Source organism: Pseudomonas sp. TE36184, assembly GCF_054060055.1.
This window is the reverse complement of the sequence record NZ_JBSSCU010000001.1, coordinates 2,640,183-2,660,382: the sequence shown is the minus strand read 5'-3', so window position 1 is coordinate 2,660,382 and position 20,200 is coordinate 2,640,183. Positions and strand designations below refer to the sequence as shown.

Here is a 20,200-nt window from a genome sequence, read left to right as displayed (position 1 = left end):
GACTTTCTATAAGATAGCTACTATCTCAGAGTGAGCTAATAGCCGGCGTACATACTACTCATTACTTGTAGTAAGTAAACTGACGTAGCGCAAGAAGCAAAAAAAAATTTCTGTGCTGAATCTATTTTGGCTAATCTTTTGGGAAATTGTATAAAAAGCGTTCAATTTTTAGCAGTCTGCTGAAGAATGCATGCGCCCTGAAAGGGCCGGCCAGCATGTGTCAAGCCTTGTAAGTAGATGAAAATTTATATACTGAAGCTAACACTTTTGTACAGGTTGACTTTGCCAAACCCTGTATCTTTTGCGCATGTAGAGGTGACTTTAACAGCGCCTGTTCGTCTCAAGCTTCAACTGCCGGCAATGTTCAGGCTTTCGGTCACCGATTGATCGAGGCCCTTTCTATATCCGCCAGCCCCAGGGATGACGAGTGCGTCTTGAGCAATTTCAGGATTGCCGCCTACTATTCTCTACGTGCTGGTTGTGAGCGCTCACGGTTTTCTCGTCGTCGAAACCGGCACGGGGTGGCGTAGATGTTCCTTCGCCGGAAAAACATCGGTAAGGTAGGGGTCAGAATCCAAGACCCGCGAGGAGTAGTGATGAGCGAGGCGTTGTCCATCCACCATGACCAGGCTGGTCATCAGTTCGAGACCAATGTGGACGGTCATCGTGCCTACCTGACCTATATGGACCTCGGGAAGCAGACCTTGGACATCTATCGGACCTTCGTGCCCAACGCACTGCGAGGTCGCGGTATCGCGGCTGCATTGACCGAGGAAGCCTTGAAGTTCGCCGAAGAGGCCGGCTACACGGTGATCCCGTCGTGCTCTTACGTCGAGCGCTACATGGAGCGCCACCAGCGCCATGCGGCCAAGCTGTAAGGCATGAACTGCAACATGAAAAACGCCGGGCTTAGCCCGGCGTTTTTGTGTGCGCTGATCAGGATCAGACTCAGCTGCGCTTGCGCAGGGGCAACACGTCCTTGAGCTTGGCGTGCATGCTGCGCAGGGTGTTCTCGGTGGTCGCCCAGTCGATGCAGGCATCGGTGATCGACACGCCGTACTGCAAGTCGGCCAGGTCTTTGGGGATAGCCTGGCAGCCCCAGTTCAGGTGGCTTTCGACCATCAGGCCGATGATCGACTGGTTGCCTTCCAGGATCTGGTTGGCGACGTTTTCCATCACCAGCGGTTGCAGGGCCGGGTCCTTGTTGGAGTTGGCGTGGCTGCAATCGACCATGATGTTCGGCTTGATCTTGGCCTTGTTCAGCGCCTGTTCGCACAGGGCAACGCTGACCGAATCATAGTTGGGCTTGCCGTTGCCGCCGCGCAATACCACGTGACCGTAGGCGTTGCCTTTGGTGGTGACGATGGAGACGCCGCCTTCCTGGTTGATACCCAGGAAGCGATGAGGGCTGGAGACCGACTGCAGCGCGTTGATCGCCACGGTCAGGCCGCCGTCGGTGCCGTTCTTGAAGCCCACGGCCGAAGACAGGCCGGACGCCATTTCGCGGTGGGTTTGCGATTCGGTGGTGCGCGCGCCGATGGCCGACCAGCTGATCAGGTCCTGCAGGTACTGCGGGGAGATCGGGTCGAGGGCTTCGGTGGCGGTGGGCAGGCCCATTTCGGCCAGGTCCAGCAGCAACTTGCGACCGATGTGCAAGCCGTCCTGGATCTTGAACGAGTCGTCCAGGTACGGGTCGTTGATCAGGCCCTTCCAGCCGACGGTGGTACGCGGTTTCTCGAAATAGACGCGCATGACCAGATACAAGGTGTCGGACACTTCTTCGGCCAGCGCCTTGAGGCGCTCGGCGTATTCGTGGGCCGCCTTGAGGTCGTGGATCGAGCATGGCCCGATTACCACGAAGAGGCGGTGGTCGGTGCCGTCGAGAATGTCACGAATGACTTCGCGACCCTTGGTGACGGTCTGCAGGGCAGCGTCGCTCAGGGGGATTTCGCGCTTGAGCTGATCGGGCGTGATCAGGGTCTCGTTGGATTCGACGTTCAGGTCGTTGATCGGTAAATCAGCCATCGTGTTACTCGTCAGGGTCACGGGTGCCGGCCGCCAGCCATCCCCGTGCGGCGGAGCACAGCATGATTTGAATGCAGGGGGGAGGAACCTTAGCGCGTAACACGGGCCCGCGACAATGGGCAAAGCCCGCTTTAATCCAGTGCCGGCGCTACAAACGCCTCATGGGAGAATTCACCGGCATGCCGCGCCACCCACTCGCGGGCCATCGTTTCGAACTGCTCGGGCGTCGACTCAGCGTCTTCGTGCTGGCGGCAGTAGCGCTCTATCCGGCATGCTTGCTCACCCATGCGTGCGCCGAACAACGCATGTTCATCGGTAAACGAGATGCCGACGCGATAGCCGTCTTCTACCTTGCGGCACCATGCCACATAGCCCGGGTAGCGGGCCCCGGCGCCCAGGGACGGGATATGCAGGTCAACCGCTGTACCCTGGCGCCAGGCACGCGGGCAATTGCAGGCGATGCCGCCCAGGCCGATAGTGTGCAGGCGTTGGCGGGGAATGGGGGGAGAGGGACGTTGGATCAACAGGGCAGCGACATCATCAGGATGAGGTAAAAAACGACCCATGTACACGGACTCCGAGCACCGTCCAGTCGACGGCGGTGGCAGCAGTATAGTGAAGGAGCAGGCATTGACCGACCTGGATATTGACCAGCAACTGTTGGGATTACCAGGCATTTCGCTCGTGCTGTTTACCAGCGTGGGCTGTTCCGGTTGCCGTTGGGCGCATCAGCAGCTACCGGGCTGGCAGTTGCCGGTGGATCGGTTGTGCTGGGTGGATGCCGGGCACAACGGCGGCGCGGTGGAACGTTATCAGGTCTTTCATTTGCCGGCGCTGTTCGTGGTGTGCGAGGGTCAATTCTTCGGGCAGATACAGACACGTCTTACACCTTCCGAGCTTACCGACGCTATTCATCAAGCGCTTACCCGCACTCCAGAGGATTTGCCATGACCGCATTGTCGCCACGCATTGGCATTATCGGCACCGGCGCCATCGGTGGTTTCTACGGCCTGATGCTGGCGCGCGCCGGCTTCGATGTGCATTTCCTGCTGCGCAGCGAATACGCAGCGGTCAGTGAGCGTGGCCTGCGCCTCAACAGCAGCGTGCATGGCACCTTGCACCTGAACCCCGTGCAGGCCTACGCCCACGCCGCCGACATGCCACCGTGCGACTGGCTGCTGGTAGGCACCAAATCCACGGGCAATGTCGACCTGGCCCCGACCATCGCCCAGGTCGCGGCGCCCGACGCGAAGGTGGTGTTGCTGCAAAATGGCCTCGATGTCGAAGACAGCCTGCGCGAACACTTGCCGGCGTCCCTGCATCTGCTCGGTGGGTTGTGCTATATCGGCGTACACCGTTCCGCCCCCGGCGTCGTCGAGCATCAGGCGTTGGGCCGGGTCAACCTGGGTTATCACAGCGGCACTGCTGCCAACGACGAAGCGCGCCAGAAGGCGATTGTCGAAGCAGGCGCCGCGTTGTTTCATCAGGCCGGCATCGAGTCCCAGGCCATGGCCAACGTACACCTGGCGCGCTGGCACAAGCTGGTGTGGAACGTGCCTTATAACGGTCTCTCCGTGCTGTTGGGCTGTGGCACCACGGCGATGATGGCGGACGAGTCCAGCCGCGAACTGATCCAGGCGCTGATGGCCGAAGTGGTGAAGGGCGCTCACGCCTGCGGTCATGAGATTCCGGCCAGCTATGCCGAGCAGATGTTTACCATGACCGAAAGCATGGACGACTACCTGCCCAGCATGTACCACGACCATATCCATAAACGCCCGCTGGAACTGGCGGCGATCTACGCTCGCCCACTCGCCGCCGCCAAGGCCGCCGGCTGCGAGCTGCCGCGCATGCAGGCGTTGTATCAGGCCTTGAGTTTTATTGATCGGCATAACCGCTGATTGGGGGGAACCACCATGGCAAACGGATTGGGCGACAAACTGGTGCTGGCGATTTCATCGCGGGCCCTGTTCGACTTGAGCGATAGCCACAAGGTCTACCTGGCCCAAGGCGTGGAGGCCTACCGCAAATACCAGATCGAGCACGAAGAAGAAACGCTCGAGCCGGGCGATGCCTTCCCGCTGGTCAAAAAGCTGCTGAGCCTCAACGCCAGCCTGGGCCGGGCCCGGGTCGAAGTGGTGCTGGTGTCGCGCAACAGTGCTGACACCGGCCTGCGCGTGTTCAATTCGATCCAGCATTACGGGTTGGACATTTCCCGCGCCGCTTTCGTAGGAGGGCGTAGTCCATATCCTTATTTGGCGGCGTTTGGTTGCCATCTGTTTCTTTCGACCCATGCTGACGATGTGCGCAGTGCGCTCGATGCTGGGTTCGCCGCGGCGACGATTCTGTCGGGCGGCGCGCGCCGTGCATCGAGCGAGGAGCTGCGGATCGCATTCGATGGCGATGCGGTGTTGTTTTCCGACGAGTCGGAGCGCGTTTACCAACAGGGCGGGCTGGAGGCGTTCCAGGCCAGCGAACGCGAATCGGCGCGCCAGCCGTTGCATGGTGGCCCCTTCAAGGGCTTCCTCGCGGCGCTGAACCTGTTGCAGCGTGAGTTTCCGGACGCGGCCTGCCCGATCCGCACTGCCCTGGTCACCGCCCGGTCGGCGCCGTCCCACGAGCGGGTGATCCGTACCCTGCGCGAGTGGGATATCCGCCTGGACGAGTCGTTGTTCCTCGGCGGCCTGGAGAAATCCGCGTTCCTGGAGGCGTTCGCCGCCGACGTTTTTTTCGACGACCAGGCCGGCCATTGCGAGAAAGCCAGGGAGGTGGTGGCCACCGGGCATGTGCCCCATGGCATCAGTAATGAGGTGAAGGTTCAGACGCCGAGCTAAGTCAGTCTAATTCCCCAAGGCGCTGCTAAGCTCATTCAATCTCCGCCATCCTGGCAGTCCAGGAGGTTTTATGATCCGTTCGATGCTGTATGCCACGGACCTTGGTCTGTATGCGCCTTATGTGATGCAACATGCGCTGGCGCTGGCGCGAACGTTCAAGGCTGAGCTGTCGGTGATTCATGTGGTCGAACCCATCGGGCTGTTCGCCGAATCGGTGTTGCAAAGCTACCTTGATGAAAAGGCCCTGAACGAATGGCAGAGCCAGGGCCTGAGCACAGTGATGGCGACGATCGAGCAGCGGGTCCTTGAGAGTTTTCGCGAGGAGCTGGGGGACGGCGCGCAAGACTTGCAACTGATCCACTCGGTGCGGGTGATCCAGGGTGACCCGTGCGAGGTGATTCTCGACCAGTTGCGTAAACTTTCCGTGGATTTGTTGATCGTAGGCAGTCATAGCCACGCAACGGCCGCGGCCACACCCCTTGGGCGCACTGCCGCGCGGGTGTTGCAGCTGTCTCCGGTGCCGGTTTACCTGGTGCCATCGTTACAACGTCGACGCAGTGATGACGTGTGAGGGGGAGTGATAGATAAAAAGTTCTAGATTTATCAGTCTAACCTTTAATATAGTTATATACCGTCGCTGATACCCGTGGCGTCTATCTGCTTTGAGGGATACATATGAAGCTTCAACAACTGCGCTACATCTGGGAAGTGGCGCACCACGATCTCAACGTTTCCGCTACCGCTCAAAGCCTGTACACCTCGCAACCGGGTATCAGCAAACAGATCCGCCTGCTCGAAGACGAGCTGGGTGTCGAAGTGTTCGCCCGCAGCGGCAAGCACCTGACCCGCGTCACCCCGGCCGGTGAGCGTATCATCACCACCGCCGGCGAGATCCTGCGTAAAGTCGAAAGCATCAAGCAGATCGCCCAGGAATTCTCCAACGAGAAGAAGGGCACCCTGTCGATCGCGACCACCCACACCCAGGCACGGTATGCGTTGCCGCCGGTGATCCGCGATTTCATCAAGCAATACCCGGACGTGGCCCTGCACATGCACCAGGGGTCGCCGATGCAGATCGCTGAAATGGCCGCCGACGGCACCGTCGATTTCGCGATTGCAACGGAGGCCCTGGAGTTGTTCGGCGACTTGGTGATGATGCCGTGCTATCGCTGGAACCGTTGTGTGGTGGTGCCGCAAGGCCACCCGCTGGCCAAGCTGCCGAAGCTGACCCTGGAAGCCCTGGCGGAATACCCGATCGTGACTTATGTGTTCGGCTTTACCGGCCGCTCCAAGCTCGACGAAGCCTTCAGCCACCGCGGCCTCACGCCGAAAGTGGTGTTCACCGCCGCCGACGCCGACGTGATCAAGACTTACGTTCGCCTGGGCCTGGGCGTGGGGATCGTCGCCAAGATGGCGGTCGACACCCAGCTCGATAAAGACCTGGTCGTGCTCGACGCCAGCGAGTTGTTCGAGTCCAGCGTGACCAAGATCGGTTTCCGTCGTGGCACGTTCCTGCGTGGTTTCATGTGCGACTTCATCGAGAAATTCGCCCCGCACCTGACGCGCGAAGTCATGGCCAAGGCGATCCAGTGCCACAACAAGCAGGAACTGGAAGAGTTGTTCGACGGCGTAGAACTGCCCGTCCACTGAGTGGTTTCAGCGGGCCTCGGTCACCGTAAAGTGTTGCCGGGCGCCCGCCACCAGGATTTCCACCTCATCGCCTTCGAACTTGCCCAGCAGGCTGTGGCCCAGGGGCGAGCGCGGGGTGATGACGGTGACCGGTTGCCCCACCACATCGACTTTCAAACCCGCAGCATCCGGCGCCAGGAACAACCATTGCTGGCGACCGTTTTCGTCCTCCAGGCCCACTAGCGCGCCGACTTCTATGCCCCGTTGCTCATCGTATGCACGCAGCTGCAGTTGCAGGTTCTGGCACAGCGCCAGCGACTGCTTGATTTCTTCCACCCGCTTGGCCTGCCCGGCCGCCAGGTAAGACGCTTCCAGGCCGAGGGTGTCGTATTTGTTTTCGGCGATGTTTTCTTCGTGGGTCGCGGTTTCGTAGGCGGTCTGCGCGGCGCGCTGGGCGATGTCGAGGTCGACGCTGAGTTTTTCCAGGATCAACTGGAGGACGGCGTGTTTATTCATGGTTGGGCTTGATCATTCGCAAAATTGCAGGACATTCGCCTTGCTCTTTTCATTGGGCGCGTTCTGGTCCTGTTGCAGCCAGAACTGGCATTTGGGGTTGGACAGGTTGCGCGCATTGTTGCGCGCCTGATCCAGGCTCTGCCGTTGTTCCTGCTTGCGCAGGTTCTCTTGATACTGCTCGAACAGACGGTTCGGCGGTTCCACCGCGACCGGCGCGGGCTTGCCGAGTTGCTCGACGGCCTGGGCGACCGGCGCCAGGCTCTGCGGGAACAGATAGCGCGACGCCAGCCAGGTGGTCAGCGCAATCGCGATAAACCCCAGCCACACGCCCAGGGCGATAGCGAGACAAAGCTTGAACAACGACAGCGGACGGTCAGACATGGCGGCCTCCTGGCAGGCATTTACGGCGTGGCGGCGATTGTCGCACAGCCACCGTGCAGAATAATCGCGATCAAGCCTTCTGCATCGGGGCATTTATGCGGACAATCGAGCCTTTGAGCGTGGGAGCCCGGAATGAAAGCCCGCTGGGATATTTTTTGCAGCGTCGTCGACAACTACGGCGACATTGGCGTGACTTGGCGCCTGGCCCGGCAATTGGTGGTGGAGCACGCCTGTGACGTGCGCTTGTGGGTCGATGACCTGCGGGCCTTCGAACGCATGTGCCCGGAGATTGATGTGCAACGGGAGCAGCAATGGCAAGAGGGCGTCGACGTGCGCCATTGGCCGGCGCAATGGTCGGCCACGCCATCGGCGGATGTGGTGATCGCCGCGTTTGCCTGCCAGTTGCCGCCTGACTACATGGACGCGATGGCCGCGCGCGAGCACGCGCCGTTGTGGATGAACCTGGACTACCTGAGTGCCGAGGACTGGGTGGTGGGGTGCCATCGTCTGCCGTCGGTGAAGTTCAAGGGGGTGCAGAAGTACTTCTTCTTTCCCGGCTTCCGGCCCGGCACCGGTGGCCTGTTGCGTGAGGCGGGGTTGCTGCAACAGCGTCAGGCGTTTCAGCAGGATGCTGGCGCGCAGAAATATTTCCTGCAAAGCCTGGGCGTATTTCCCGCAACCGGTGCGCGGCTGATGTCGCTGTTTGCCTACGAAAATGCCGCGCTTGCCGGTTGGCTGGACGTGTTGGCGACGGACGGGCGCGCCACTCATCTGCTGGTGCCGGAAGGGCGCATCCTCGGCGATGTGCAGCGCTGGCTCGGCGTGGACCGGCTGGCGGCGGGCGATACTCATCAGCGCGACGCCCTGACCGTGCAGGTGCTGCCGTTCGTGCGCCAGGAGCAATATGACCGCCTGCTGTGGTGTTGCGAGTTCAACGCCGTGCGCGGCGAAGACTCGTTCGTGCGGGCCCAATGGGCCGGGCGCCCGTTGCTGTGGCACATCTATCGCCAGGACGAAGACATCCACCTGGACAAGCTCGACGCCTTTCTGGAGCTGTACACCGCAGCCCTTTCGCCGGCGGCAAAACTCGCGGTGGTAGCGCTTTGGCAGGCCTGGAACACCGAGGGTGATATGGCCCTGCCGTGGAAAAAGCTGCTGGAACACTGGCCGGAAGTGGCTGCACACGCCGAAACATGGTGTCTGGAACAGGCCTTGCAGGCGGATCTTGCGACGGCGCTGGTACAGTTTTATGAAAGTTGGATATGATACGCCACCTTGATTTTTGTAAACCCCATCCAAATTTCGGATATACGCAATGAAAACTGGTAAAGAACTGAAACCCGGTATGGTAATCCGTATCGACAACGATCCTTGGTTGGTTCAGAAAGCTGAGTTCACCAAGTCGGGCCGTAACAGCGCGATCATGAAGACCAAGCTGAAAAACCTGCTGACTGGTTACAAGACCGAAACCGTTTACAGCGCTGATGACAAGCTGGACGACGTGATCCTCGACCGTAAAGAAGCGACCCTGTCTTTCATCAGCGGTGACTCTTACACGTTCATGGACACCACCGACTACACCATGTACGAGCTGAACGCTGAAGATATCGAAGCCGTTCTGCCGTTCGTGGAAGAAGGTATGGACGACGTCTGCGAAGCCATCTTCTTCGAAGACCGCCTGGTTTCCGTAGAGCTGCCGACCACTATCGTGCGTAAGGTTGCCTACACCGAAGGTTCCGCTCGCGGCGACACTTCGGGCAAAGTCATGAAGCCTGCCAAGCTGGCTAACGGTACCGAACTGCAAGTGGCCGATTTCATCGAAATCGACGACATGATCGAGATCGACACCCGTGAAGGCGGTTCGTACAAAGGTCGCGCCAAGAAGTAATTCTGGCCCCACCGGTACGAAAAAAGCCCGACCTTGAGTCGGGCTTTTTTGTGGGCGTTTACCTGTCACTTCAAGTATTGCCTCAGCATCATCCGATGCTTGCCGCAACGCCGGCACGTGGCTGGCGGCGTGTCGTTGGCGAGCCGCGCGGGTTAGACGGTGACGTGCAGACGCACATCGACGTTGCCGCGGGTGGCGTTGGAGTAGGGGCAGACTTGGTGGGCGGCGTCGACCAGGCTTTGCGCGTCGTCCTGGGCCAGGCCCGGCAGGCTGATGTGCAGGTCGATATCCAGACCGAAGCCACCCGGGATCTGACCGATGCCGACATGGGCAGTGATCGACGCATCATCCGGAATTTTGCGTTTGGTCTGGCTGGCGACGAATTTCAGTGCGCCGATAAAGCAGGCCGAGTAGCCGGCGGCGAACAGTTGTTCCGGGTTGGTGGCCTGACCGCCGGCACCGCCCAGTTCCTTGGGGGTGGAGAGTTTGACGTCGAGGATGTTGTCGTTGGACACGGCACGACCATCACGGCCGCCGGTGGCGGTGGCTACTGCGGTATAGAGCGTTTGCATGGTGTTGCCCTCTTGGTGTTTTGCGCTAAATGTTTGCGCGCTAAGTAGTTGGTGGGATGAATGTATAGCGCTAATGTTTAGTGCGCAAGATAAATTTCAGAATTTTTTCGTAAGGGCACCTCAAAACCACCTGTGGGAGGGGATTGCCCCCTCCGCAGGTATGGGGCTTGGGTGTGTTTAGACCGCGCCTTGCAGATTGCCCCGCAACGCAATCAAATCAGCTTGCAGCTTGCGCAGTTGCTCCAGCTCCAGGCCGCTGGCGCCGAGGATGCACTGAGGAATCCCCTTGGCCTTGTCTTGCAAGGCACGGCCAGCGTCGGTCAGTTCCACCACCACCACTCGCTCGTCTTCGCGACTGCGCGTGCGGCTGAGCAGGCCCTCGGCTTCCAGGCGCTTGAGCAGGGGGGTCAGGGAGCCGGGATCGGTCAGCAGGCGGCTGCTGATTTCGCCGACAGTCAAGCCATCTTCTTCCCACAGCACCATCATGGCCAGGTACTGCGGATAGGTCAGGCCGAGGGCTTGCAGCAACGGCTTGTAAACCTTGGTCATCAGCAATGAAGTGGAGTGCAGGGCGAAGCACAGCTGGTTATCCAGCAACAGGGACTGGCAAGGATCGGGATTTTTGCTCATGGTGCTGCCTCAAAAAAGCGTATCTGGGCTGGAATCTAGCGGGCAAATCTTTAATGCGCCAGGTAATTCTGTCCGGGGGTCAGACCAATCCGCTTTGCAGTGCCAGGTCCCAGGGCGGCACTGGGCTGAAGCGCGATTTCAGGTATTCGAGCAACAAGCGGCTACGTGCGTTCGGCTGTTGTTCCAGGCGCAGCGCATAGATGCCGGTGGTTTCCGGGCTGGGCAGGCCGTTTTCGCAAAACAGTGGCAAGAGTTCGCCGCGGACCAGGTATTCACTCGCCAGCCAGGTGGGCAGGTGCGCGATACCCAGGCCGGCCAGGGCGCCGGAGAGCAGGGCTTCGGCGTTGTTGGCGCTCATGCGGATGCGTTGCGGGCGATAGGTGGCGCGACGCCCGTCCAGTTCGAAGCGCCAGGCGAAGATCGGCGCCAGGCCATCCCAGTCCAGGCCGTCGTGTTCGCTGAGGTCTCGCGGATGGGTCGGCGTGCCACGGTTTTTCAGGTAGGCCGGGCTGGCACAGGCAATTCGCACGATGCTGGCCAGCGGCGTGGCGATCAGCCGGGTGTCGACGATATGCCCGGCACGCAGCACCAGATCGACCTTGCCCAGGTGCGCGCCCTGCATGTCCACGAAGCTGTCGATCAAATGCAGGTGTACATCCAGCCCCGGGTAGACGTTCAGGAAGTCGGCGATCACCGGCGCCAGATGCCGTCGACCGAACGCCGCCGGTGCGTCCACGCGAATCAAGCCTTCCGGCGCATGGCTCAAGGACACCGCTTCCGCCCGTGCCAATTGCAACTCGGTGACGATGCGCCGCGCGCGTTCGGCGAACGCCAGGCCGGCCGGTGTCGGCAGCACCGCGTGGGTGCTGCGCTGGAACAAGCGGCTGCCCACCGAGCTTTCCAGGCTGTCGATACGCCGGGCCACGGCGGAGGGCGTCAGCGGATGGCGACGCGCGGCGGCAGAAAAACTGCCGGTTTCCAGCACATCGAGAAACAGGCTGAGTTGGTCGGTGAGGATATGCGGGTTCATCGGTCGACGCTTATGCGGGATTGGCACAGCCATTGTGCGTTGCTGTGCGTATCCGCGCCAGAGCGGACTGCGTAGCATGCAAGGCTTGGGATTGTGGAGTAATGCGTGGTGTTGGATATAGCGATGTACTTGGTTATGGGCGCGGCATTGGGCACGGTGGGCGGCCTGTTCGGCATTGGCGGCGGGTTGATTGCCATCCCGGTGCTCGGCGTGCTGTTCGGCCTCGATCAGCAGATCGCCCAAGGCACCGCGCTGGTGATGGTGGTGCCCAACGTGATGCTCGCGCTGTGGCGTTATCACCAGCGTAATCGCATTGAACTGCGCCACGCGCTACCGCTGGGGGTAATGGGCTTCAGCTTTGCCTGGCTCGGCTCGATCTGGGCCGTGGGCCTGGACGCCGGCGCGATGCGTGTCGGCTTTATCGCATTTCTGCTGGCGCTGTCGGCCTACAACCTGCTGCGCATGTTCACCCGCAATGCGCCGCCGACGGCACAGATGCGCCATGCCTGGCCGTGGCTCGGGGTGTTGGGCGCGGTCTCCGGCTCTATGGGCGGTTTGTTCGGTGTCGGTGGTGCGGTGGTCGCCACGCCGGTGCTGACCAGTGTGTTCGGCACCACCCAGGTGGTGGCCCAAGGCTTGTCCCTGGCCTTGGCGCTGCCCAGCACCGGGGTGACTCTTGTCACTTACGCCTGGCACCACGAAGTGGACTGGATGATCGGCATCCCCCTGGCGGTCGGTGGCCTGCTCAGCATCAGTTGGGGTGTAAAAGTCGCCCACGCTCTGCCGGAGCGCCTGTTGCGCGGTTTGTTCTGCGGTTTCCTGGTGGTGTGCGCCGTGATGCTGATGTTTAAGGTTTGAAGCCGTCGATGATGTACTCCGCCAGGCATTCGGTGATAGGTGACGTCATCAACGGGTTGCGTAACAAGCGCAGATTCATCGACGGCAAGGGCGGGAAACCCTCGTCACTGCCGAGCATGCGCAGGTCATCTGTCACCAGGCTTTCCATGCTGACCATCACTGCCAGGCCGGCGCTGACCACGGCCTGGATCGCCGCCCCGTTGGTGCTGTTGTAGGCCAGGCGATAATTGCGCCCGACGGTATCCAGTGAGGTACGCGCCCACTGGGTGTAAAGGCAATCGGCGCCGGACATCGCCAGTGGCAGGGCGTCGTGCTCGTCCACGCAGAAACACGGTGCCGCGGCCCACACCACGCGCTCGGTGCGCAACAGCTCGCCGATATCATTGCCGGGCTCGCGGCTGATCACCGTCAACGCCAGATCCCGCCGTTGCATCAGCACGGTGGATGCCTCGCAGTGCATCTCGATCTGGATCAACGGGTAGGCCTTGGAAAACTGTTTGAGAATCCCCGGCAGGAAGCGCATCACATAGTCGTCCGGGGTGCCGATGCGTACCAGCCCGACCATATGCGGTTCTCGCAGGGTGTTGAACACCTCGCTGTGCAGTTTCAGGATGCGCCGCGCATACCCCAGCAGCACCTGGCCCTCCGGCGTCAGTCGCACTTGGCGGCCGTCGCGCTCGAACAGTTTGCGCTGCAGCACGTCTTCTTCCAGGCGCTTCATCTGCATGCTGACCGCCGATTGGGTGCGGTTGACCTGCTCGCCGGCACGGGTAAACCCACCCTGGTCGGCGATGGCGACGAAGGTGCGCAGCACGTCGGTGTCGATGCTTGGGTAGGCGGCCAATTGATCAATTCCTGAGATGTATTTCATAAGAAACATTCGTTGGATTGATCATAGCCGCCGGCACACACTCGCGTCATCCCCAAGGGAGGGCGAGAAGATGAAAGGTCAAACAGGTTGTGCAGGATGGACGAAGCGGCCGCTTTCCGGGCTGTTCCAAGCGATTGCGCGGTGGCAGGTATTGCGGCACGAGCGTCGGTTAGTGGCCACGCTGAGCGATGCGGCGCTCAAGGATATCGGGCTGAGCCGCGCTGACGTGGAGCACGAAACCCATCGGCATTTCTGGGAAGACCCACTGCGAAAATGACCGAGGATGCAGTAGGGTGGTCGGCACGTTCATACGGAGATGCCCATGCCCGCCGACCTGTCGTTTTCCCTCAAGCAAGCGCGCCGCATGGCACTGGCCGCCCAGGGCTTTTCCGGGCGCCAGGCGCCTGCATTGATCAAGGCCGCACACCTCAACCGCTTGATCGACCGCCTGGGTGTGCTGCAGATCGATTCGGTCAATGCCGTGGTGCGCTCCCATTACCTGCCGTTGTTTTCCCGCCTGGGTCAGTACGCCCCGTCACTGCTTGAGCAGGCGGCCTGGAGCCAGGGCCGACAGCGTTCGTTGTTCGAGTATTGGGGGCATGAGGCCTCGTTGTTGCCGATGGCGCTGTACCCCTTGATGCGCTGGCGCATGGAGCGGGCAAAACAAGGGCAGGGGATCTACGCGCAGATGGCGCGTTTTGGTCGCGAGCAGCAGGCCATCATCCAGCGCGTGTTGAACACTGTCGAACAACAGGGCGCCTTGGGTGCAGGCAGTCTGTCGACCCGCGCCGAGCGCGCCGGCCCGTGGTGGGACTGGAGCGATGAAAAGCACGCGCTGGAATGGCTGTTCGCCGCTGGCCTGGTCACGGTTGCCGGTCGGCGCGGGTTCGAGCGGCTCTACGATTTGCCCGAGCGCGTCATTCCCGGCGACCGGCTGCACCAGGCCCCGTTGAGCGAGGCCGAGGCTCAGCGCGGTTTGCTGCTGCACAGTGCGACTGCGCTGGGTGTGGGCAGCGAAAAAGATCTGCGCGATTATTTCCGCCTGGACCCCGCCGACACTCGCAGCCGTTTGGCCGAGCTGGTCGAAGACGGCCAATTGCTGATGTGCCGCGTGCAGGGCTGGAAGCAGCCGGCCTACTGCCTGCCGGAGCCGAAAGTACCGCGCAAGGTGCCGGCCAGCGCACTGTTGTCGCCGTTCGATTCGCTGATCTGGGAGCGCAGCCGCACCGAGCGGCTGTTCGATTTCCGTTATCGGCTGGAGATTTACACGCCGCAGGACAAGCGGGTGTACGGCTACTACGTGCTGCCGTTTCTGCACAACGAGCGGATCGCCGCGCGCGTCGACCTGCGTGCCGAACGCGCCCACGGCCGCCTGGCCGTGCATGCGGTGCATGAAGAAGAGCCGGGGCTGGACGAGGAGGGGATGTGTGCGCTGGCGCTGAACTTGCGGCAAATGGCCGATTGGCTAGGGCTCGAACAGGTGCAGCTCAATTGCCCACGGCCGAGTGCCGACCGATTAAGGGCGGCGATGCTCACATCACGGTAGGCCCGAGCTTGCTCGCGAGAAACGTTAACGGTGACGCGGGAAACCGACACCCCGCGGCATTCTCAGGTTTTTCGCGAACAAGCTCGCGCCTACCGAATGGGGTCACCGTTTTACTTGCTTCAACGTCTCTGCGATCAGGAACGCCAGCTCCAGCGACTGATCGGCATTCATCCGCGGGTCGCAGTGGGTGTGGTAGCGGTCCGACAAGCCATCTTCGGTGATCGGCCGCGCGCCGCCGATGCATTCGGTGACGTTCTGCCCGGTCATCTCGATATGAATCCCGCCGGCATAGGTGCCTTCGGCCTCGTGTACCTGGAAGAATTCCTTCACCTCGCCGAGGATCTGCGCAAAGTCGCGGGTCTTGTAGCCGCTGCTGGCCTTGATCGTGTTGCCGTGCATCGGGTCGGAGCTCCACAGCACCTGTTTGCCCTCACGCTGCACGGCGCGAAGCAGCGCCGGCAGGTGGTCGCCGACCTTGTTGGCGCCCATGCGCGCGATCAGGTTCAAGCGGCCGGGGTCGTTGTCCGGGTTGAGGATGTCGATCAGGCGGATCAGGTCATCCGGGTTCATGCTCGGGCCGACCTTGACCCCGATCGGGTTGTGTACCCCGCGCAGGAACTCGACGTGGGCGCCGTCCAACTGACGGGTGCGATCGCCGATCCACAGCATGTGGGCTGAGCAGTCGTAGTAGTCGTTGGTCAGGCTGTCGCGGCGCACGAAGGCTTGTTCGTAGTTGAGCAGCAGCGCTTCGTGGGCGGTGAAGAAGCTGGTTTCGCGCAGTTGCGGCGAGCTGTCCATGCCGCAGGCGCGCATGAAGGCCAGGGTTTCGTCGATACGGTTCGCCAACTGGCTGTACTTCTCGGCCAGTGCGGAGTTGGCGATGAAGTCCAGGTTCCACTTGTGTACCTGGTGCAGGTCGGCAAACCCGCCCTGGGCGAACGCGCGCAGCAGGTTAAGGGTGGCGGTGGACTGGTGGTAGGACTGCAGCAGGCGGTCGGGGTCCGGCACACGGCTTTTTTCGTCGAAGCCGATGCCGTTGACGATATCGCCACGGTAGGCCGGCAAGGTGACGCCATCGATGGTTTCATCGTTGGACGAGCGCGGCTTGGCGAACTGGCCGGCCATGCGCCCGACTTTCACCACCGGGCAGCCGGCGGCGAAGGTCATCACGATAGCCATCTGCAGCAGCACCTTGAAGGTGTCGCGGATTTTTGCGGCGGAGAACTCGGCAAAACTCTCGGCGCAGTCGCCGCCTTGCAGCAGGAAGGCGCGCCCCTGGGTCACCTCGGCAAACTGGCGGCGCAACTCGCGGGCCTCCCCGGCAAATACCAGCGGCGGGTAGCTGGCCAGGCTCTGCTCCACCTGTAACAGGTGTGCAGCGTCCGGGTACTGGGGTTGTTGCTGGATCGGCAGGGCGCGCCAGCTGTCGGGGCTCCAGGGTTGGCTCATCGTGGACTCGATAGGGTGATTGACGGTCGGGCGCCAATGTTATCAGCAATTAGTGCGTGACCTGTTGCCGCCGGTTGGCCGACAATCGCGCCTTTGCCCTGGGGTGAACCCGTTAGGAGTTGTAGATGAGCGAGGAGCGTGTCGAGCGCCTGCTGGCCGAGGTCCATGATGACTTCGGCATGATCCGCGTGCTCGAAGTGGCCGATTACCGTTTTCTCGAGTTTGGCGACGCCATCGAGCAAAGCTGCGTGTTCACCGCCGACCCGAGCTGGCTGGAGTACGACTACACCCGTGCGATGCTGATCGGTGCGTTGTGCCACGAGCAGCCGGAAAGCGCGTTGTTCCTCGGCCTGGGCGCCGGCACGCTGACCCAGGCGTGCCTCAAGTTCCTGCCGCTGGAGGATGTCGAAGCCATCGAGCTGCGCCCCGAAGTGCCGCGCCTGGCCATTGAGTTCCTGGGGCTGGACGACGATCCGCGCCTGTACATCCGCATTGGCGACGCCCTGGAACTGCTCGAAACCGCCGAAACGGCCGACCTGATCTTCGTCGACCTGTACACCGATGTCGGCCCCGGCGTCGGGCACCTGGCCTGGACCTTCCTGGAAAACTGCCAGAAGAAACTCAACCCCGGCGGTTGGCTGGTGATCAACCAGTGGGCCACCGACGACGGCAAGCCGTTGGGTGCGGCCCTGCTGCGCGGGTTGTATCACCGGCATTATTGGGAGCTGCCGGTGAAGGAGGGCAATGTGATCCTGCTGGTGCCTTCGGAGCTGGATCAGGCGCTGGACGCTGCGGCGCTCTCGGCCCGCGCCGAAGCGCTGGCACCGCGATTGGGCTATTCGTTGCAGCCATTGATCAAGGCGATTCGGCCGGCAACCTAGTTGTCTGAACGGGCGTCATCGCGGGCAAGCCCACTCCCACATTTGACCGAGCACATCCTGAAGGAATGTGGTCGATGTGGGCGCGGGCTTGCTCGCGATGACTGCGGCACGGCCAACTCAAATTCCCCTGAATACCCCCGGGCGCTTCTCGAGCATGGCGCGCACGCCTTCCTTGGCGTCTTCGCTGTTGAACAATTGCGCGACCAGCGGCGGTAACGCGGCGGCCGCGACAGCTTCGCCCTCCAAGCGCGCCAGGCGGGCCGACATCAACGTGGCTTGCACGCCGAGGGGTGCCTGGCGCGCGATGCGGCTGGCCAGTTCGATGGCGCGCGGCAGCAGGTCTTCGCTGGCCATCACTTCCTGCACCAACCCCAGGCGCAGGGCTTCGTGGGCATCGAACTCATCGCCGGTGAGCAGCCAGCGCATGGCGTTGCCCCAGCCTGCTATTTGATGAAAGCGCAACGTCGCACCACCAAATGGAAAGATCCCACGTTGTACTTCCATCTGCGCGAAGCGAGTGTTGCTCGCGCAGAGATTGATATCCGCCGCCAGCATCAACTCGATGCCAAGGGTCAGGCAGTAGCCCTGAGCGGCGACGATCACCGGTTTGCCGACCCGAGGGCCGGCGAACACGCCCCAGGGATCGCAGCCCCCCGGTGGCGGTTGCCAGCCTCCGGCCATCACTGCGCTGACGTTGGCCAGGTCCAGCCCGGCGGTGAAGTGGTCGCCGTGGGCGAACACCACGGCCACCCGCGCATCGTCGTTTCGATCAAATTCGCCATAGGCCAGGCTCAGTGCGTTGAGCAGATCCAGGTCAAAGGCATTGCGCTTGGCGACCCGATCCAGGCCCAACAACAGGACATGACCCAGGAGTTCACGGCTGACGAGGCTGCTGCTGGCTTGATTCATCGGGTGTGCCCTCGGGCGCAGTAAGGGGTTTCGGACCAAAGGGGCCGAGTGTGCGGGTGAACCGTTTAAGCGTTTCAGCCAACAGGGCCGGGCACTTGAAAAATAGACCCTGGAGCCCATCTGCGCAAAGGCGGTGACGCAGTGCGGTTTATCGGCGCTTTGCGATAAAAAAAGCTCCCTTTTTCAGCTATTTCCGGTATAGTGCGCGCCGGCCTTTAACCGGGCCGCGTTTAGGTAGCGCAATTCCCCGAAGTCAGCTTCGGCTGCACGTCCGCACAGCGGACTCTTCCTTGACGAATCTTTTTCATTCATTCGTTTTCGCAAATCCCCGCCGACAAAGCAGCCAGGGCGACTCTTGAGTCTCAACACGGCATGCGCAGCTTTGGAGCATGGGTCTTTGCGGATGCACTTAGAGGCAGACCCATGACCCAGGAAACCGGCGGCTTCGCCGCTTTTAATCTTAACCCGAACATTCTTGCTGCCGTCATTGCGACTGGCTACGAAGAACCTTCGGCGATTCAGCAGCAATCGATCCCGATCATCATGGCCGGCCACGACATGATTGGCCAGGCGCAAACCGGTACCGGTAAAACCGCCGCGTTCGCCCTGCCTATCCTGCACTGCATCGATCCTGCCAAGCGCGAACCGCAAGCCCTGATCCTGGCGCCAACTCGTGAGTTGGCGCTGCAAGTAGCAACCGCTTTTGAAACCTACGCCAAGCAAATGCCAGGCGTAACCGTTGTGGCCGTCTACGGCGGCGCGCCGATGGGCCCGCAACTCAAGGCTATCCGTAATGGCGCACAGATCGTTGTCGCCACTCCGGGTCGTCTGTGCGACCACCTGCGTCGTGACGAGAAAGTCCTGTCGACCGTGAACCACCTGGTTCTGGACGAAGCTGACGAAATGTTGAAGCTGGGCTTCATGGATGACCTGGAAGTCATCTTCAAGGCACTGCCACCGACCCGTCAGACCGTGCTGTTCTCGGCCACCCTGCCGCAGTCGATCCGTGCCATTGCCGAACGCCACCTGCGCGATCCGCAACACGTGAAGATCCAGACCAAGACTCAGACCGTTACCGCGATCGAACAGGCTCACCTGTTGGTTCACGCTGACCAGAAGACCTCGGCTGTATTGAGCCTGCTGGAAGTCGAAGACTTCGACGCGCTGATCATGTTCGTGCGTACCAAGCAAGCGACCCTGGACCTGGCCAGTGCCCTCGAAGCCAAAGGCTACAAAGCCGCTGCGCTGAACGGTGACATCGCCCAGAACCAACGTGAGCGCGTGATCGACTCCCTCAAGGATGGCCGTCTGGACATCGTTGTAGCGACCGACGTAGCTGCTCGTGGCCTCGACGTTCCACGTATCACCCACGTGTTCAACGTTGACATGCCTTACGATCCAGAGTCCTACGTTCACCGTATCGGCCGTACCGGCCGTGCGGGTCGCGAAGGTCGCGCACTGCTGCTGGTGACGCCGCGTGAGCGCCGCATGCTGCAAGTGATCGAGCGTGTGACCGGTCAGAAAGTCGCCGAAGTCCGCCTGCCGGATGCCCAGGCCGTTCTCGATGCACGCATCAAGAAACTGACCAACAGCCTGTCGCCACTGGTGGCTGACGCTGAATCGACCCACGGCGACCTGCTGGACCGCCTGACCGCCGATATCGGTTGCACCCCGCGTGCCCTGGCTGCAGCCCTGCTGCGCAAAGCCACCAACGCTCAGGCCTTGACCCTGGCAGCCATCGAGAAAGAACGCCCACTGGTACCGAACAACGCGCCACGCGGTGATCGTCCAGAGCGTTCCGGCGACCGTCCTGAGCGTGGTGATCGTGAGCGTCGCGCTCCGGTGCCATTGGCTGAAGGTCGTGCTCGCTGCCGTACCGCGCTGGGCGCGCGTGATGGTATCGCGGCCAAGAACCTGCTGGGCGCTATCCTCAACGAGGGTGGCCTGGCACGTGAAGCCATCGGTCGCATCCAGGTCCGTGACAGCTTCTCCCTGGTGGAGCTGCCGGAAGACGGTCTGGAAAAACTGCTGACCAAGCTGAAAGACACACGCGTTGCCGGTAAGCAGCTCAAGCTGCGTCGCTACCGCGAAGATTGATCCGCCCCTGGGCTGATTGATCGCACCTAAAAAAATCCCCGACTGGTTCGGGGATTTTTTTTGCCCGGCAATTGGCGCGGATCG

General features: G+C 61.4%; 23 protein-coding genes. 13 read left to right on the top strand and 10 right to left on the bottom strand.

Features of this window, described 5'->3' with window-relative positions; all coding sequences use genetic code 11:
* The first annotated feature begins 596 nt into the window (after positions 1 to 596).
* Positions 597 to 878: a GNAT family N-acetyltransferase gene (locus tag ACVWZP_RS11685; RefSeq protein WP_003189869.1), complete on the top strand. Its 282-nt coding sequence runs from the start codon at positions 597 to 599 to the stop codon at positions 876 to 878.
* A 70-nt stretch (positions 879 to 948) separates the two neighbouring features.
* Here the strand turns inward: ACVWZP_RS11685 and ACVWZP_RS11680 are convergent, their stop codons facing one another.
* The gene (locus ACVWZP_RS11680; RefSeq protein WP_017849526.1) at positions 949 to 2,025 is read right to left on the bottom strand and encodes a 3-deoxy-7-phosphoheptulonate synthase; all 1,077 of its coding nucleotides are present in this window, start codon (positions 2,023 to 2,025) and stop codon (positions 949 to 951) included.
* Between the two features lie 131 nt (positions 2,026 to 2,156).
* Positions 2,157 to 2,591 (bottom strand): PilZ domain-containing protein, encoded by a 435-nt coding sequence (locus ACVWZP_RS11675; protein WP_017849525.1) that lies wholly within the window; start codon positions 2,589 to 2,591, stop codon positions 2,157 to 2,159.
* Between ACVWZP_RS11675 and ACVWZP_RS11670 the strand changes: the two genes are divergently transcribed.
* The 5 genes from ACVWZP_RS11670 (at position 2,590) to cysB (ending at position 6,509) form a co-directional block, all read left to right on the top strand.
* Positions 2,590 to 2,976, top strand: coding sequence for a YbbN family protein (locus ACVWZP_RS11670; protein ID WP_017849524.1), 387 nt, complete (start codon positions 2,590 to 2,592; stop codon positions 2,974 to 2,976). The genes ACVWZP_RS11675 and ACVWZP_RS11670 overlap by 2 nt on opposite strands.
* Entirely contained in the window at positions 2,973 to 3,926 is a 954-nt protein-coding gene (locus tag ACVWZP_RS11665) for a putative 2-dehydropantoate 2-reductase (RefSeq protein ID WP_046384244.1), read from the top strand. Before ACVWZP_RS11670 ends, ACVWZP_RS11665 begins: the two co-directional genes overlap by 4 nt.
* 15 nt (positions 3,927 to 3,941) lie before the next feature.
* Entirely contained in the window at positions 3,942 to 4,859 is a 918-nt protein-coding gene (locus ACVWZP_RS11660) for a 5'-nucleotidase (protein WP_046384243.1), read from the top strand.
* Between the two features lie 70 nt (positions 4,860 to 4,929).
* Complete coding sequence (locus tag ACVWZP_RS11655; protein WP_046384242.1) at positions 4,930 to 5,430, top strand: universal stress protein; 501 nt, start codon at positions 4,930 to 4,932, stop codon at positions 5,428 to 5,430.
* A gap of 104 nt (positions 5,431 to 5,534) precedes the next feature.
* On the top strand, positions 5,535 to 6,509 hold the full coding sequence (gene cysB, locus ACVWZP_RS11650; protein WP_017849520.1) for an HTH-type transcriptional regulator CysB: 975 nt from the start codon (positions 5,535 to 5,537) through the stop codon (positions 6,507 to 6,509).
* Between the two features lie 6 nt (positions 6,510 to 6,515).
* On the opposite strand, the gene ACVWZP_RS11645 is transcribed toward cysB, so the two are convergent.
* Both ACVWZP_RS11645 and ACVWZP_RS11640 read right to left on the bottom strand, forming a co-directional pair.
* Complete coding sequence (locus ACVWZP_RS11645; protein WP_046384241.1) at positions 6,516 to 7,004, bottom strand: GreA/GreB family elongation factor; 489 nt, start codon at positions 7,002 to 7,004, stop codon at positions 6,516 to 6,518.
* A 12-nt stretch (positions 7,005 to 7,016) separates the two neighbouring features.
* The gene (locus ACVWZP_RS11640) at positions 7,017 to 7,385 is read right to left on the bottom strand and encodes an alpha-amylase family protein (RefSeq protein WP_017849518.1); all 369 of its coding nucleotides are present in this window, start codon (positions 7,383 to 7,385) and stop codon (positions 7,017 to 7,019) included.
* A gap of 132 nt (positions 7,386 to 7,517) precedes the next feature.
* Between ACVWZP_RS11640 and earP the strand changes: the two genes are divergently transcribed.
* Entirely contained in the window at positions 7,518 to 8,651 is a 1,134-nt protein-coding gene (gene earP / locus ACVWZP_RS11635; protein WP_457369756.1) for an elongation factor P maturation arginine rhamnosyltransferase EarP, read from the top strand.
* 49 nt (positions 8,652 to 8,700) lie between these two features.
* A complete protein-coding gene (locus ACVWZP_RS11630) occupies positions 8,701 to 9,273 on the top strand; it encodes an elongation factor P (protein WP_079443153.1) in 573 nt (190 codons plus the stop codon).
* Between the two features lie 152 nt (positions 9,274 to 9,425).
* On the opposite strand, the gene ACVWZP_RS11625 is transcribed toward ACVWZP_RS11630, so the two are convergent.
* The 3 genes from ACVWZP_RS11625 to ACVWZP_RS11615 form a co-directional block, all read right to left on the bottom strand.
* Positions 9,426 to 9,845, bottom strand: coding sequence for an organic hydroperoxide resistance protein (locus ACVWZP_RS11625; RefSeq protein WP_010211852.1), 420 nt, complete (start codon positions 9,843 to 9,845; stop codon positions 9,426 to 9,428).
* A 177-nt stretch (positions 9,846 to 10,022) separates the two neighbouring features.
* Entirely contained in the window at positions 10,023 to 10,475 is a 453-nt protein-coding gene (locus ACVWZP_RS11620) for a MarR family winged helix-turn-helix transcriptional regulator (protein WP_026140352.1), read from the bottom strand.
* 79 nt (positions 10,476 to 10,554) lie between these two features.
* Positions 10,555 to 11,505 carry a LysR family transcriptional regulator gene (locus tag ACVWZP_RS11615; protein WP_046384239.1) on the bottom strand — a complete coding sequence of 317 codons (951 nt, stop codon included), beginning with the start codon at positions 11,503 to 11,505 and terminating at the stop codon, positions 10,555 to 10,557.
* Between the two features lie 108 nt (positions 11,506 to 11,613).
* Here ACVWZP_RS11615 and ACVWZP_RS11610 point away from each other — a divergent pair, with 108 nt between their 5' ends.
* Positions 11,614 to 12,363, top strand: a complete 750-nt coding sequence (locus ACVWZP_RS11610) for a sulfite exporter TauE/SafE family protein (protein ID WP_046486453.1) — start codon at positions 11,614 to 11,616, stop codon at positions 12,361 to 12,363.
* Here the strand turns inward: ACVWZP_RS11610 and ACVWZP_RS11605 are convergent.
* Positions 12,353 to 13,234, bottom strand: coding sequence for a LysR family transcriptional regulator (locus ACVWZP_RS11605; RefSeq protein ID WP_169881500.1), 882 nt, complete (start codon positions 13,232 to 13,234; stop codon positions 12,353 to 12,355). The genes ACVWZP_RS11610 and ACVWZP_RS11605 overlap by 11 nt on opposite strands.
* Positions 13,235 to 13,304: 70 nt before the next feature.
* Between ACVWZP_RS11605 and ACVWZP_RS11600 the strand changes: the two genes are divergently transcribed.
* The gene (locus ACVWZP_RS11600; RefSeq protein WP_167379481.1) at positions 13,305 to 13,511 is read left to right on the top strand and encodes a DUF1127 domain-containing protein; all 207 of its coding nucleotides are present in this window, start codon (positions 13,305 to 13,307) and stop codon (positions 13,509 to 13,511) included.
* Positions 13,512 to 13,556: 45 nt separating this feature from the next.
* Complete coding sequence (locus ACVWZP_RS11595) at positions 13,557 to 14,780, top strand: winged helix-turn-helix domain-containing protein (RefSeq protein ID WP_079443155.1); 1,224 nt, start codon at positions 13,557 to 13,559, stop codon at positions 14,778 to 14,780.
* A gap of 102 nt (positions 14,781 to 14,882) precedes the next feature.
* Here the strand turns inward: ACVWZP_RS11595 and ACVWZP_RS11590 are convergent, their stop codons facing one another.
* Entirely contained in the window at positions 14,883 to 16,229 is a 1,347-nt protein-coding gene (locus tag ACVWZP_RS11590) for a class II 3-deoxy-7-phosphoheptulonate synthase (RefSeq protein ID WP_017849509.1), read from the bottom strand.
* 125 nt (positions 16,230 to 16,354) lie between these two features.
* Between ACVWZP_RS11590 and ACVWZP_RS11585 the strand changes: the two genes are divergently transcribed.
* Positions 16,355 to 17,110, top strand: coding sequence for a spermidine synthase (locus ACVWZP_RS11585; protein ID WP_017849508.1), 756 nt, complete (start codon positions 16,355 to 16,357; stop codon positions 17,108 to 17,110).
* A gap of 117 nt (positions 17,111 to 17,227) precedes the next feature.
* Here the strand turns inward: ACVWZP_RS11585 and ACVWZP_RS11580 are convergent, their stop codons facing one another.
* Positions 17,228 to 18,019, bottom strand: coding sequence for a crotonase/enoyl-CoA hydratase family protein (locus ACVWZP_RS11580; RefSeq protein ID WP_017849507.1), 792 nt, complete (start codon positions 18,017 to 18,019; stop codon positions 17,228 to 17,230).
* 423 nt (positions 18,020 to 18,442) lie between these two features.
* On the opposite strand from ACVWZP_RS11580, the gene ACVWZP_RS11575 reads away from it, so the two are divergent.
* Positions 18,443 to 20,116: a DEAD/DEAH box helicase gene (locus tag ACVWZP_RS11575; RefSeq protein ID WP_017849506.1), complete on the top strand. Its 1,674-nt coding sequence runs from the start codon at positions 18,443 to 18,445 to the stop codon at positions 20,114 to 20,116.
* The last annotated feature ends 84 nt before the right edge of the window (positions 20,117 to 20,200 follow it).

Excerpts from the sequence above, each read along its gene's own strand:
- earP (WP_457369756.1), top strand. The coding sequence starts at position 7,518 with ATGAAAGCCCGCTGGGATATTTTTTGCAGCGTCGTCGACAACTACGGC.
- ACVWZP_RS11600 (WP_167379481.1), top strand. The coding sequence starts at position 13,305 with ATGAAAGGTCAAACAGGTTGTGCAGGATGGACGAAGCGGCCGCTTTCC.
- ACVWZP_RS11615 (WP_046384239.1), bottom strand. The coding sequence starts at position 11,505 with ATGAACCCGCATATCCTCACCGACCAACTCAGCCTGTTTCTCGATGTG.
- ACVWZP_RS11665 (WP_046384244.1), top strand. The coding sequence starts at position 2,973 with ATGACCGCATTGTCGCCACGCATTGGCATTATCGGCACCGGCGCCATC.
- ACVWZP_RS11645 (WP_046384241.1), bottom strand. The coding sequence starts at position 7,004 with ATGAATAAACACGCCGTCCTCCAGTTGATCCTGGAAAAACTCAGCGTC.
- ACVWZP_RS11660 (WP_046384243.1), top strand. The coding sequence starts at position 3,942 with ATGGCAAACGGATTGGGCGACAAACTGGTGCTGGCGATTTCATCGCGG.
- ACVWZP_RS11640 (WP_017849518.1), bottom strand. The coding sequence starts at position 7,385 with ATGTCTGACCGTCCGCTGTCGTTGTTCAAGCTTTGTCTCGCTATCGCC.
- ACVWZP_RS11590 (WP_017849509.1), bottom strand. The coding sequence starts at position 16,229 with ATGAGCCAACCCTGGAGCCCCGACAGCTGGCGCGCCCTGCCGATCCAG.
- ACVWZP_RS11675 (WP_017849525.1), bottom strand. The coding sequence starts at position 2,591 with ATGGGTCGTTTTTTACCTCATCCTGATGATGTCGCTGCCCTGTTGATC.
- ACVWZP_RS11595 (WP_079443155.1), top strand. The coding sequence starts at position 13,557 with ATGCCCGCCGACCTGTCGTTTTCCCTCAAGCAAGCGCGCCGCATGGCA.
- ACVWZP_RS11605 (WP_169881500.1), bottom strand. The coding sequence starts at position 13,234 with ATGAAATACATCTCAGGAATTGATCAATTGGCCGCCTACCCAAGCATC.
- ACVWZP_RS11620 (WP_026140352.1), bottom strand. The coding sequence starts at position 10,475 with ATGAGCAAAAATCCCGATCCTTGCCAGTCCCTGTTGCTGGATAACCAG.
- ACVWZP_RS11625 (WP_010211852.1), bottom strand. The coding sequence starts at position 9,845 with ATGCAAACGCTCTATACCGCAGTAGCCACCGCCACCGGCGGCCGTGAT.
- ACVWZP_RS11580 (WP_017849507.1), bottom strand. The coding sequence starts at position 18,019 with ATGAATCAAGCCAGCAGCAGCCTCGTCAGCCGTGAACTCCTGGGTCAT.
- ACVWZP_RS11585 (WP_017849508.1), top strand. The coding sequence starts at position 16,355 with ATGAGCGAGGAGCGTGTCGAGCGCCTGCTGGCCGAGGTCCATGATGAC.
- ACVWZP_RS11680 (WP_017849526.1), bottom strand. The coding sequence starts at position 2,025 with ATGGCTGATTTACCGATCAACGACCTGAACGTCGAATCCAACGAGACC.
- ACVWZP_RS11670 (WP_017849524.1), top strand. The coding sequence starts at position 2,590 with ATGTACACGGACTCCGAGCACCGTCCAGTCGACGGCGGTGGCAGCAGT.
- ACVWZP_RS11685 (WP_003189869.1), top strand. The coding sequence starts at position 597 with ATGAGCGAGGCGTTGTCCATCCACCATGACCAGGCTGGTCATCAGTTC.
- cysB (WP_017849520.1), top strand. The coding sequence starts at position 5,535 with ATGAAGCTTCAACAACTGCGCTACATCTGGGAAGTGGCGCACCACGAT.
- ACVWZP_RS11575 (WP_017849506.1), top strand. The coding sequence starts at position 18,443 with ATGACCCAGGAAACCGGCGGCTTCGCCGCTTTTAATCTTAACCCGAAC.
- ACVWZP_RS11630 (WP_079443153.1), top strand. The coding sequence starts at position 8,701 with ATGAAAACTGGTAAAGAACTGAAACCCGGTATGGTAATCCGTATCGAC.
- ACVWZP_RS11655 (WP_046384242.1), top strand. The coding sequence starts at position 4,930 with ATGATCCGTTCGATGCTGTATGCCACGGACCTTGGTCTGTATGCGCCT.